This window comes from Desulfovulcanus ferrireducens, assembly GCF_018704065.1.
Lineage (GTDB): Bacteria > Desulfobacterota > Desulfovibrionia > Desulfovibrionales > Desulfonatronovibrionaceae > Desulfovulcanus > Desulfovulcanus ferrireducens.
In genome coordinates this window covers 78266-91057 of sequence record NZ_JAGUQP010000002.1, presented here as the reverse complement: position 1 = coordinate 91057, position 12792 = coordinate 78266, and the positions used below count along the sequence as shown (strand labels likewise).

The window sequence follows — 12792 nt, the reverse complement described above, 5'->3', positions numbered from 1 at the left end:
TACCAAAACTTATCCCTTGGTTTCCCCTTTTTAAACCCTGTTAGTCCGATAGATTTTAAACCCGCCACAGTTTAAATACTAAAAAGGCCGTATCCTCTGGGAGGACACGGCCTTTTATGTTTAAACTTATACCCGGGCCTTAAGGTCCTCCCTTGTCACTAGACGCACGCCACCACCAGAGGGCCTTTTGGGTCAAAAGTTCCACATCACCTGCAGCGCAAAGACCTAGAAAAGATTTGAACCTGCGCACACTTTTACCGCTAAACGGATTTTGCTCAAATAGTTTGGCAAAAAGGGCATGGTCCTGGGTAAGCATCTTTTTGGCCGCATCCATCCTTCGTTTAAACGAAGGAGTGATAAACTTGTCCATATCCAGATCTTTGGGCAAGCAGGCAAAATAAGATAGGGAAGTAATAAAATTTAAACCCTGAATATAGGCCATGGCCTCATCGTGTTCCTGAGCACTGGTGATAAAGGTATACATACCACCGCGAGAAAAAAGTTCCTGTACCGCTTTTAGAGCTTCCCCATCTTTTCGGCTAGACGGACATAATGCCACTTTAAGGGGATCATCGACCGCAGGTTCAGGCCCAAAAAGAGGATGCGTGCCCACAACAGGTCCAGCATAACTTTCTTCCATCTTAGTCATGGGGATAACCTTAACGGAACAGATATCAGCCAAAATAGTGGGAGGGGACAAAAACATTTTTAAACTCTGCAAAACGTCATCCAGGGCCGTAATAGGCACGGCCAGAAACACAACATCGGCCTCAGGAATACAACTGGCCAGGGAGTCTTCGGACAAAGGTTTATCAAGGGAATTAACCTCTACCCCTACATCTCTGAACTTTCGCGTGAGAAGACGCCCCATTTGGCCATGTCCGCCAATGATGGTTACATTCTTTAGTGGACTACTCATTTACCACCTTTGCCCATTCCTGCCAGAAGCCAGGAAAGGATTTGGCCACGCATGCCGGATTATCCAGGTTCACGTCAATGCCAGCAAGCTGGAACAAGGATAAACTCATGGCCAAACGATGATCGTTGTAGGTTTTAAAGAAAAAACTTTGTCCTTGAGGAATCTTTTGGGGGAAAATCTCTATCCCATCCTCAAGTAGCCTTGTTTTACAGCCTACCCTAGCCAGTTCATTACTTACTGCCTGCAACCTGTCACTTTCCTTGATCCGCAAATGGGCTACATTAGTAATCCTGCTCGGACCATCAGCCAAGGCCATGAGCACAGCCACTGTGGGCACCAGGTCCGGACAACTGCCCATATCAAGCTGGACTCCGTGCAATCTCTGTTTTTCAACCAACACTCTAGCTGGGTCCCCTCCAGCTTCGTCTTGCCAGGTGACCCTTGCACCCATCTTACTCAAGATATTTAAAATCTCTTTATCTCCCTGCAAGGAATCAGGATTCAGATTATGTACGACTACCGGCTCATCCTTTAGAGCTCCGGCAGCCAGGAGATAGGATGCATTGCTGTAATCGCCTTCAACATTAAAAGTCCTGGCCAAAAACCGTCCGGGAGTTACAATGAATCTGATCCTGCCGGGTACAATCTCATCAATCTCATCCAATGGTTTTGTCTGCCAGGTCCCGTTTTCCAGAATTTCTATTTCCGGGCCCAGTCCAAACTCCTGCATAACTTTAATGGTTAGCCCCACATAGGGCCAGGAAACAATTTTGCGGCCCGAGACAGTAATCACTGTTCTCTCTTTGGCCATGCTCGCGCCCAGAAGGAGGCCAGACAAAAACTGGCTGCTTTGCTCCATGCTGATCTCGATTTTTCCCCCTCGAAAGCCACCTGTATGCAGTATGAAAGGCGGGCATCCGGCATTTTGCAGGTAAAAAAAGGTCACGCCTTGTTCTTTCAAAGCCAGTTCCAAAGCATCAATGGGTCGCTCATGCATCCTTCCCTGACCCTGGATCTGAAAACTTCCCTGGCCAGCAGCCACAATAGCCGTGAGTAACCTACAGGTAGTGCCTGACTCTCCTACATTTAGAACAAGCGGTTCAGTAGATGCTTGCGCTGACGCCGCTGAAGCTATTTTGCCGCCCAACCCTTTTACCTTAAGCCCATCCTCTGTATCCTCAAAACCAACTCCCAACTTTTCAAGGCAGGCCCTGGTCCAAGCGATGTCCTCGCTGGCAAGCAAATTGGTGATCAAAGACTCCCCTACCGCGAGTCCTGCCACCATCAAAGCCCGATGGGATATGGATTTGGAACTTGGCGCATTTAAATGAATCACTCTATCCTTCCTTTTACTCATTTCCTAAAAGCTCAAAGTTTCCCTGCTCAGCCCCTGTTAATCAAAGTCGATATACTCTCCCTTGGGATAGCTACCCAAAATGCGCAGGGTATGGCATTTATGCTGTAGTTCCTCAAGCATATCTTTATATGCGTCTGTTGTTAGATCGCATTCCACATCAACAAAAAAGACATACTTCCACTTTTCCATGCGCAAGGGGCGGGACTCCAACTTTTTCATATTAATCCCCTTCCGGGCCAGGACCTGGAGGACGTGAACCAGGGCCCCCGGTCTATCAGGCAGGGTAAATACCAGGGAAGTCTTGTCATGACTTCCTGTCTCCGGAGGGGCAGCGCTAATTATTAAAAATCGGGTCCAGTTATCAGGCAAATCCTCAATGCCATCTGCCAGTACATTCAGATCAAACTTCTGAGCCAATCTTTTGTGCCCGATTGCTGCGCTTTTCGCTTCATCAACAACCCTCTTGGCTGCTCTAGCAGTACTTTCTTCAGGGATAATGGCGACGCCTGGCAGACGGGTATTTAACCACTGCGAACACTGTTGCAGAGCCTGGGGATGAGAATAGACTCGCTCAACATTACTTAAATCCTCTTCCCGGCTAAGCAGTGAGTGGCTGATTTTACAGAAGATTTCAGCATGAATGTACACATCGAAACGCAAAAACAGGTCCAGGCTCTGTCCCACACTGCCCTGCAACGAGTTTTCTAAAGGAATTATACCCAGTTCTGCTTTTTTTTGGGCTACTGCCTTGAATACATCTTCCAGGTTGTTTTTAGGAAGAAAATCGGCACTATGCCCTAAAAACTCAACCCCGGCAAAATAGGAAAATGTGCCCTCCGGCCCCAAATAAACGACCGTCTGTGGTTTTTGCAGACGCCGAGATGAAGATAAAATCTCTCGGTAAATGGCTTTTAAATGATCATCAGGCAAAGGCCCTTTATTTTGAGATAGAAGTCTGGCTAAAACTTCCTTTTCCCTAAATGGCTTAAATACGGCATCATTGGATTTGGATTTCAACCTGCCCACAGCAAGACTCAAGCTTGCTCTTTCATTTAAAAGCCTAAGCAGTTCTATATCCAGGGCACTGATCTTATCTCTTATTTTCTTTAGTTCTTCTATACTCATATTAATTTAGGGGTTAAGGTTATGAGCCGCAAGCTCTGGCGCTCTTACTCATGCTCCTGAATTCTCGACTCTTTACCTTTTAACCTTTTCGCCTTTACTCTTCCCTGATTTCTTCTTGAATACGCAGACCAAAATGCCGACCTGCCTGGTCCACTCGACAAAGGATTTCGTCACCAACATTCAATTCCACTACACTTTTAGGCTGGCCATCTTTGCCCACCAGACGAATAGTCTCGGCATTTTGAATGACAACACTGCCCTGGGCCTGTTCAGTCTTGGCTGCTATAAGCAACATTGGACGCACTTCTGTTTTCGTCCTGCCCACAACTACACTCTGGGCCTGCCCCTGGCTATCCACAACCAGGACTTCCGTACCAGGCTTGAGTTCTTCCAGGTACCTGGTTTTATCTCCTGGTAAATATGTATATGAATGCACGGCTCCGGCATTGATGCGAAAAGGTCTGGGAGCAACGTATGGATTAACTTCTGTTTCCGCATGGACAAGAAAGGTAAAACCACTGGAATTACCCACGAGCATGCCCTGTCCGGTCTTTAAAATCGAAATGGTGTCCACACACACCCGATGTCCAAGTCCAATAGGCTCGATAGCAGTTATTTGAGCCGGTACAAGATCAATACGGCCTAGATCCAGCTTGACCAATTTCACCATCTCCTTGAGCTCGCTTGCTCCCTCAGGCAGAACCACCACGAATTGAACTCCCTTTTCCAGAATACCCAGAGCAGTGCGAGTCTCTTGTGCACTGGCCACTTCCATGCCTACCTCAGGACATTGGGCCAGAATATTTTCCACAGGGATAATCTCCACGCCGCGAGAAAGGACTACTCTCTGACCACCCTTAATCTTCTGGACCACAGTCTCTTCGTCCTTTTTCTCCTTGATAGCTATCCAATCAAGTTCTCCTTCGGACAAAACCGTGGTCCGGCCAAGGGCAGCTATCTTGTCTACGTCCTGATCTTCCGCAATTATCCCATCCACTCCTGATTCCAGGGCGAGGGTGACCAGTTTCTTGTCAAAAGGTATAGCTTTAAAATAAATCTCTTTACGCATTTTAATCTTCCTTTTCTGTCAAAACTTGTAAAGCCTCTTCAACACTGGCGTCTTCGTGGACAATCTTGGCCAAGGCCTTAACTATAAGGGCAGGATTTTTATGCTGGAAAATATTTCGGCCTACAGAAAGACCGGCTCCTCCTGCAGCAACAGAATCATGGACCATTTGCAGGATATCACGGTCATTGCTCATTTTTGGTCCCCCGGCAATAACTACGGGAATGCAACAGGCATCGACCACCCTCTCGAAAGTCTCAGGGCTGCCAGTATAGGGAACTTTAACCACATCAGCACCCAGCTCTTCGCCTACCCGAGCACAATGGGCAACCACTTCGGGATCAAATTCATTTTCTATCTTGGGACCCCGGGCATACACCATAGCAAGTACGGGCATACCCCATTCATTGGCCCGGGAGGTAATCTCTCCAACATCTCTTAGCATATCCCGCTCAGTTTCATCACCAAGATTAAGATGCACAGAAACAGCATCTGCTCCCAGGCGTAATCCGTCTTCCACAGTGCCTACCAAAGTCTTGGCATTAGGAAACGGCGAAAGTGCAGTGCTTGCCGATAGGTGGACAATCAGACCCACGTCACGACCATGTCCACGGTGGGAACAGCGAGGCAAGCCTTTATGCATAAGCACAGCATTAGCTCCGCCTTCAGCCACCTTATCCACAGTTTCTCTCAACTCCACCAAGCCAAATATCGGCCCAACAGTGACCCCATGGTCCAAAGGAACAATAATGGTTCTACCTGTGTTACGGTTAAAAATTCTCTCCAAACGAATAGCTTTACCCAGATGCATACCGTCCTCCTTTATTTGGGGCCGCTAGGCTTGGCGGACCTTAAAAACAAAAAAAGGGCCGCCGGCTTTTGCCTGCGGCCCTTTGGTTTTGGTTTGACTATTAAACTTTAAACCACTCCCTCCAGACCACAGGCCCTGCTAAAATAAAAATACCAAAAATAAAAGCTAAAGCTGCTGTGGTTGGAAGGTATGTTTAACATGGAAATTTCCCTAATGCTTTTTCTGAGTGCCTGTCAACTATTTTTTTCAAAATCAGCAATTTTTCTTTTGGCAATTCACTCATGGGTTCAACCGACTCTATTACGAGCAATCTACAACTCCGCCCCCCTTCTCAAAGCACCTAAACTCTCTCCCTTCCCCCTGATAAAGAACCAAATAAATACTCCCGATTATGTTCAAGATCTCATGTCCTTTTCCTGCGCCATCATTGTTTTACAATTTTGTACAATTTGTCACCTAAAACTCACTCCCTCAAAAAACGAGATAAAACAAACATCGCCACAAAGAGATAACATAATTCCAACGCCATAACCACATCACAAAAACCTCATTAAAAAACCATTAAGCATTTAACAAAATTGTACAATTATCACCCAAAAAAACCTTTTTTGTTGTCTTAAACTAACAAAATTGTAAAAATATCAAGACGCCCCCTTATGTCCAAATAAATCACTCAATGATCTCAACGTATTACGCAATTGGTCCGACCTTTGCTTAAAAACACTGTAAATTATGACTGTTCAGGCGACGGGTGAGGAGCGAGGACTTATTTGTTACAAATAACAAATATACCCCCTCTCCCCTGACACATTGCCCGAAAAAAATATTAATAAGGAGGTTTTATGAACAGGAAAATTTCAAGAATGACTTCGTGGCTCAAGTGTGCGCTCCTAACAACCGGAGCTTTGATTATTCCCCACACTGCCATAGCAGCAGAAGAATCCCTGTCTCAGGCCAATGCCAACATTTTATGGACCTTGATTGCTGCTGTTTTAGTTATGTTCATGCAGGCCGGATTTGCCATGGTTGAATGCGGTTTTACTAGGGCCAAGAATGCAGCCAACATCCTGATGAAAAATGCCCTAGACTTCAGTGTCGGAGCCATTGTCTTTTTTCTCTTCGGCTTTGCCATCATGTTTGGCACTGACATTGGCGGATTTATTGGGAGTTCCGGCTTTGCCCTGTCCGGCTACAATGCCACCACTCCTGATGGCCAGTGGGCCCTGACTTTCTGGTTCTTTCAGAGCGTGTTCGCTGCAACAGCGGCTACTATTGTTTCCGGAGGTATTGCTGAAAGGACTAAATTTCCGGCCTATATCCTGGTCAGCTTGTTTGTCACAGCAATAATCTATCCTATTTCCGGCCACTGGGCATGGGGAAGTTTATGGTTAGGTGATCCTGCTGCTGGATGGCTGGAAGGAATGGGCTTTGCCGATTTTGCCGGCTCCACAGTCGTTCACTCTGTTGGCGGATGGGTTGCTTTGGCCGGTGCGATAGTAGTTGGTGCCCGTAAAGGCAAATATGGGCCTGATGGAGCTTCTCGGGCCATTCCGGGACACAATATCCCCTTGGCAGCTCTGGGTGTATTTATCCTTTGGTTTGGTTGGTTTGGTTTCAACCCGGGTTCCACAACCACTGCTGACGGGACCATCGGCTATATCGCAGTAAATACTAACCTGGCAGCAGCTGCAGGAGTTTTAGGCTCCATGCTCGCTGCTTGGATAAAATTTGGCAAACCTGATGCATCATTTACTTTAAATGGTGCTCTGGCCGGGCTGGTAGCCATTACTGCCGGCTGTTATGAAGTATCTCCTATAGGCTCCATTATTATAGGTTTCCTGGCCGGTATCCTCTGTGTTATATCTGTTGAATTCATTGATAAAGTTTTGAAAGTTGATGACCCCGTGGGTGCTGTATCCGTACACGGTGTATGCGGAGCTTTCGGGACTATCTGTGTCGGCATTTTTGCTGCACCTGGTTATGGTGATATTACCGGTCTCTTGTATGGCGGCGGCTTTGCTCCGCTCTGGGCACAGATTATCGGTGTTGCAGCTGTGTTTATCTGGGCCTTTGGTGCGGGCTTTATCCTGTTTAAGGTAGTCGATCTCATCATGGGTGTTCGGGCCAGTGAGGAAGAAGAACTTAAGGGTCTGGATATTACAGAACATGGCATGGAAGCTTACAATGGATTCCAGATCTTTACTACTGAATAAAAGCAAAAACCAAAAGGAGTAAGGAGAGATGAAACTAATCATTGCCTATATAAGACCAGAAAAGCTAAACAGTGTAAAACAGGAATTATATGCAGCTAAAATCTTTAATATGTCCGTAACCAATGTCCTGGGTAGCGGACGCCAAAAAGGCTTTACAGAAACCTACAGAGGTGTGGTGGTAGAGGTTAATTTATTGAAAAAAATCCGCCTGGAAATCGGTGTAAATGATGACTTTGTCCAGCCGGCAATAGAAGCTATCAAAAAAGGCGCCCAGACCGGCAAAGAAGGTGATGGAGTCATTTTTGTCCTGGAAATAGCAGATGCTATGCGCATTAGGACCGAGGAAAAGGGCCCAGCAGCGATGGGTTAAAATCAGGCATATATCCCTCCTCCTAAAACAATATAAAAGGGCAGGCCATACACCTGCCCTTTTACTTTTTTCACTATTCAGACAAATGATCCCTAGCTGATGTCCCTGGAAAAACTCCTTTCAATCGTCCTAGGGGTTATTCCGAGAGTAGGCAAATATTATAATTTCAATGGGTTAGAATACAATTCCTCAGAGCCTGTGGCCAACCCTTTTAATCAACTTAATTTCCATGGTTTATTCTAGTCCTGGTTTCTTTCATGCTGGAACAAAGCCTTGGACCAGTTCTCAAAACTTGCTTGCGGACAGAGCATAATGGAATATTTTGATCAAACAGATATTCTTTTTATTATCGATAGTTAAGGTCTATCTCAAAACACTCAGCCCATTCACCCCGATGCTCTATCTTTCCGCAAGCTTCGGTAAAAATGGGCTGGCCAAGTCGTTTGTAATGCATTTCAGGAACCAAGAACTATACACTAAAATCTAAATGGCCTAACGTACCATGAGTTTTAAATAAATTTTGCCATTAGTTAAGGGTAGTTCTATATTGGTCGCCTGTGAAGAAGTAATAACTTTATATCCTGTAGCTGTCTTCTCTATCTTGATTGCCTTATCTGGCAAGATAAACTTTCTCTTACCTTTTGGTGTCAAAAATACTATCTTATTTCTAAAATACCAAAAAAACATATTTACCTTCTGTCCATATTTTAAAATTCCTTTTTTCTTCTCAAAAACAAGGTTTAATTGATAGATATGGCCCTGTATATATTTAATTTTATAACGCTTTAGTTTATACTTACCATCTGCAAAGCCGCCAATAAAGTTAAATTTTGCATAAGAAGAATTGAGTATTTCTAAATTACATATATTTCTAGCCGACTCTATTTCTTCTTTAAACATGGATAAAATTTGAGGAGAAATCTCGCCAAAAGCAGGAACTGATAGACAAATGAGCAAATAAAAATATATCCCCAAAAGCAAAAATATCCTTTTCATTACTACCTACTCCCCTATCACCATTTATGCTGCCTACTCTCATGAAGGCAAGCCTCTCAGTTGACCCGAATACTCCATTATATACCTAGCCAACCCTAAAAATTTATTTCAGACAAGATATATATAATACTCACAATTTATAAAATCCAGGATTCAACAATACCTGCCTAACACCTTCAACTTTTAATACTTCATCTATGAGTCTGTGGCCAAGCCCCATTTTGACTACCAGATTAAAAATCCTGATTTCTTGAAAGCATTGCAAAGGGCTGGGTAAACCATCTTGGCGAAGCTTCCGGATAAGCATAGCATCGGGGTGACAAAACTAAACATCTAGTGCTATCTGCCATAATAACTATCTATAGTTTAAATTGAACGATTTTTTTGCAGTTCAAACTTTGAGATTGCTTCGTCGCCTCGCTCACGCTCGCTCCTCGCAATGACAGGAGCGAGTTCGTCATTGCGAGGGCAGCGAAGCTGTCCGTGGCAATCTCACCCATCGGGTGAAAATCGCAAAACGTAGGTATAATTAAAAGACTATTTTGTTTACTCAAAATATCCCATTATGCTCTGCCCGCAAGCAAGCTATAGTTGGGTCCAGGCATTTGCACCAGCATGAAAGAAATCAGGATTGAAAAAAATTATGAAAAAATGTCCTCTTAAGTAGGGGTTGGTCACAGACTCCTATGAAAATTCCTCCTAATCAGCAAGGGGCTTTTGTTTTTCAGATGCAAAACCATCAATGCCCGATGCACGGGAGATTTCTCGTGTATGACTAAAAAATTTCCGGCTTACGGGCGCATCCACTATTTACACAGATTTTTCAGAAACATTAATTTTAGCATTCCATCTGCTGATTGTTTTCTCTTTTTTTTGCTTATAGTTAGCAAAATTTCTCATAATTTAGGAATCAAACCTGAGCACATACTCTGTCCAGTGATAATAATCAGGAATCTGGCGGCAATCAGGAAAAATTCTACTACGAAGTCCCATATCTACTCTACTCCGTCTGGATTGGCCAAGCTTCTAAACTCTCAAAAGTCATTTTCATATCATCCATCCCCACCTTACTCTCCCCACTCAACCACTCACCTACTCACCTACTCAACTACTCAACTACTCAACTACTTAACTACTCAACCCAAGAGCAGCCATCGGATGCAACCCCAGCTTTCGCCAGCTTAAGAAAAAGAAAACAGATTTCTTTTAAATAACAGTCTTTCCAGACTTGCAACCAGGAAACAATAGGTTTAAGTTAACACTAATTTAACTAAAAAATTCTGAAGGGGAAGAATCTTGACGTATTCCATTGAGTTGACTCCCAAACAAAAAGAAATCTTAAAAATCATCCAGGCTGACCTGCCAGATTCAGCCACGCCTTTTGCCGAGATTGCCAAGCAAACAGGCTCTTCAGAAGAAGAGGTACTCAACCTGCTTACTAAATTAAAAAATGAAGGGTATATCCGACGCTTTGGAGCTACACTGCGTCATCAGCAGGCTGGCTATGAACACAACGCCATGGTTGCCTGGTATGTAGAAGAGGACCACGATATTGACCAGGTTGGACGAATTATGGCCTCTAAACCTGAAATCACCCACTGTTATGAACGTATAAATTGTCTGGATTGGCCATATAATTTGTATACCATGATTCATGGTCAAAGCGAGGAAGATTGTCTACGGGTTATCTCCGAACTGGTTAAAGAAACCGGAGTGACCCAGTACGAAATATTATTTAGTTATAAAGAATTAAAAAAGACCTCAATGGAGTATTTTTAATGTTTATGAGTAGTCAGAGGAATGAGTAGGTGGGTGAAAGAGTGTAAAAGGCTACCGCTATTTTCCTCCATAAAGTTTCATCCCGCTATTCACCCGTAAACCCAGTATAAGGAGCAATTTATGACTAACTCCAAGGAACTTTTTGCGTTAGCCCAGGAGATTATTCCCGGCGGAGTGAACAGTCCGGTTAGAGCTTGTAAGAGCGTAAAGACCGATCCTTTATTTATTGCCAAGGCAGACGGGGCATACGTTTACACAGAAGATGGGCAGAAATATATAGATTATGTAATGTCCTGGGGCCCCATGCTTTTGGGACATAATCATCCTGCGGTAAACAAGGCTTTACACGAAGCCGTAGACAAAGGCACGAGTTATGGTGCGCCGTGTAAAGCTGAAATTGACCTGGCCAGGGCTATAGTTGATGCCCTGCCCGGCGTGGAAATGGTTCGCATGGTCAATTCAGGGACAGAAGCGACCATGAGTGCTTTGCGCCTGGCCCGGGGATATACCGGTCGAAACAAGGTGGTTAAATTTCATGGGTGCTATCATGGTCATGCCGATGCCTTTTTAGCCAGTGCCGGTTCTGGCGTAGCTACATTGTCCATTCCTGGCACGCCGGGAGTACCAGAAGAAACAGTTAAACACACTCTTCTTGCTGAATACAATAATCTGGACGAGGTAAAAGAATTATTTGCCCGTTATGGAGAAGATATTGCTGCGGTTTTCGTTGAACCAGTTGCCGGGAATATGGGCGTAGTCCTGCCGGAAGAAGGCTTTTTGCAGGGTTTGAGACAGATAACCTCAGAATACGGGGCTCTACTGGTTTTTGATGAGGTGATCACCGGATTCAGGGTATCTTTTAACGGAGCCCAGGGGCTCTATGGGGTTATTCCGGATCTGACCTGTCTGGGCAAAATTATCGGTGGAGGGCTTCCTGTCGGCGCCTATGGAGGAAAAAAGGAAATCATGTCCCGGATTGCACCGTGCGGAGATGTATATCAGGCCGGAACCCTGTCTGGAAATCCTCTGGCCATGGCTGCAGGTCTGGCCACGATTAACACTTTGAAGTCAATGGACTACGAACTTCTGGCCCAAAAAACCAAGGAACTTGCCCTGGGGCTCAAAGATATCTTGTCGGAAAAAGGAGTCCCTGTTCAGGTAAACCTCACTGCATCTATGTTTACACTGTTTTTTACTTCTGAACCAGTAAAAGATTTTACCAGTGCCCAGAAATCTGACCAGGAACTTTTTATCAAATTTTACAACCAAATGCGTGAACAAGGGATTTATCTGGCTCCCTCAGGGTTTGAGTGTGCTTTTAATTCCTTTGCCCATACAGAGGAAGACTTGGAAAAAACTTTGGATGCAGCGAACAGAATTAAATTTTAATCATGTGTTGATCTTTTTTAGTTAAGGAGTAAACTTCATAAGTTAATAAGGGCTGCCGCAAACTCCACAATCGTGCTTGAACCTGTATAATGACCGAAGCTTGATATCCTTCGGCTGTTAAAAGTATAACTGGATCAACAAGTTGAACTCTTGATAAGCTGGATACAACACACCTCCATTAACTCAATAATCATTAAATTTGCGTGTTCAGTAAACTTCAAAAAATTGAATAAGCTACTTGACAGGGCAAATTGACCTTCCCTAAACAGTGTATTAATTTTGTGCTTTTTTTTTACAAATCAAAAACTTTTTAAAGGAGGTGAGTGCAGATGAAAAAGTCATTGTTTGTGGCCCTGGTTTGTGCAGCCCTAGTGGGTGCATTTGTTCTTCCAAATCTCTATGCTGTAGATGTACCTGATGACATGCTGCTTAAGGCCCCTGCTGGGGTAAAGATGAAAAAAGCCCCGGTACCTTTCTCCCACAAAGGAGCGCATAAGGGAATTGAGTGTACTAAGTGTCATCATAAATGGGACGGCAAATCACCCATCAAGAAGTGTACTGATGCCGGCTGTCATGACATTGCCAAAGCAAAGGGCAAAGAAAAGAAGAGCATCAAGTACTATTATACTGCCTATCATAAACTATGCATGAAGGGTTGCCATAAAGATCTGAAGAAGGCCGGAAAAAAGACCGGTCCAACTTCTTGTAATGGCTGCCACCCCAAAAAAAAGTAGTTTGGAAAAGAAAAAAGGGGGAGTCATAGCTCC

The 12792-nt window shown here is 44.4% G+C and carries 11 protein-coding genes; 5 read left to right on the top strand and 6 right to left on the bottom strand.

Translation table 11 applies throughout. From position 1 onward, the window contains the following. Positions 1–139: 139 nt before the first annotated feature. The 5 genes from KFV02_RS01545 to KFV02_RS01525 all read right to left on the bottom strand — a co-directional run bounded on the left by KFV02_RS01545 (position 140) and on the right by KFV02_RS01525 (position 5278). Positions 140–919, bottom strand: a complete 780-nt coding sequence (locus KFV02_RS01545) for a prephenate dehydrogenase (RefSeq protein WP_252379774.1) — start codon at positions 917–919, stop codon at positions 140–142. Continuing rightward, entirely contained in the window at positions 912–2276 is a 1365-nt protein-coding gene (aroA, locus tag KFV02_RS01540; RefSeq protein WP_252379773.1) for a 3-phosphoshikimate 1-carboxyvinyltransferase, read from the bottom strand. The genes KFV02_RS01545 and aroA overlap by 8 nt, the downstream gene beginning before the upstream one ends. Positions 2277–2312: 36 nt before the next feature. After that, positions 2313–3401 (bottom strand): prephenate dehydratase, encoded by a 1089-nt coding sequence (pheA, locus tag KFV02_RS01535; protein WP_252379772.1) that lies wholly within the window; start codon positions 3399–3401, stop codon positions 2313–2315. Positions 3402–3495: 94 nt separating this feature from the next. Further along, positions 3496–4470 carry a 3-dehydroquinate synthase II domain-containing protein gene (locus tag KFV02_RS01530; RefSeq protein ID WP_252379771.1) on the bottom strand — a complete coding sequence of 325 codons (975 nt, stop codon included), beginning with the start codon at positions 4468–4470 and terminating at the stop codon, positions 3496–3498. A gap of 1 nt (position 4471) precedes the next feature. Further along, positions 4472–5278 carry a 2-amino-3,7-dideoxy-D-threo-hept-6-ulosonate synthase gene (locus KFV02_RS01525; protein WP_252379770.1) on the bottom strand — a complete coding sequence of 269 codons (807 nt, stop codon included), beginning with the start codon at positions 5276–5278 and terminating at the stop codon, positions 4472–4474. Positions 5279–6120: 842 nt separating this feature from the next. Between KFV02_RS01525 and KFV02_RS01520 the strand changes: the two genes are divergently transcribed. Both KFV02_RS01520 and KFV02_RS01515 read left to right on the top strand, forming a co-directional pair. Then, positions 6121–7491: an ammonium transporter gene (locus tag KFV02_RS01520; RefSeq protein WP_252379769.1), complete on the top strand. Its 1371-nt coding sequence runs from the start codon at positions 6121–6123 to the stop codon at positions 7489–7491. 28 nt (positions 7492–7519) lie between these two features. Beyond that, complete coding sequence (locus KFV02_RS01515) at positions 7520–7861, top strand: P-II family nitrogen regulator (RefSeq protein WP_252379768.1); 342 nt, start codon at positions 7520–7522, stop codon at positions 7859–7861. 492 nt (positions 7862–8353) lie between these two features. Here KFV02_RS01515 and KFV02_RS01510 read toward each other — a convergent pair whose 3' ends face one another. Continuing rightward, a complete protein-coding gene (locus KFV02_RS01510; protein ID WP_252379767.1) occupies positions 8354–8857 on the bottom strand; it encodes a hypothetical protein in 504 nt (167 codons plus the stop codon). A 1296-nt stretch (positions 8858–10153) separates the two neighbouring features. Here KFV02_RS01510 and ahbB point away from each other — a divergent pair. The 3 genes from ahbB to KFV02_RS01495 all read left to right on the top strand — a co-directional run bounded on the left by ahbB (position 10154) and on the right by KFV02_RS01495 (position 12759). After that, positions 10154–10636 (top strand): siroheme decarboxylase subunit beta, encoded by a 483-nt coding sequence (gene ahbB, locus KFV02_RS01505; protein WP_252379766.1) that lies wholly within the window; start codon positions 10154–10156, stop codon positions 10634–10636. 120 nt (positions 10637–10756) lie between these two features. After that, positions 10757–12025, top strand: a complete 1269-nt coding sequence (gene hemL / locus KFV02_RS01500; protein ID WP_252379765.1) for a glutamate-1-semialdehyde 2,1-aminomutase — start codon at positions 10757–10759, stop codon at positions 12023–12025. Between the two features lie 329 nt (positions 12026–12354). After that, entirely contained in the window at positions 12355–12759 is a 405-nt protein-coding gene (locus tag KFV02_RS01495) for a cytochrome c3 family protein (protein WP_252379764.1), read from the top strand. Positions 12760–12792 lie beyond the last annotated feature (33 nt).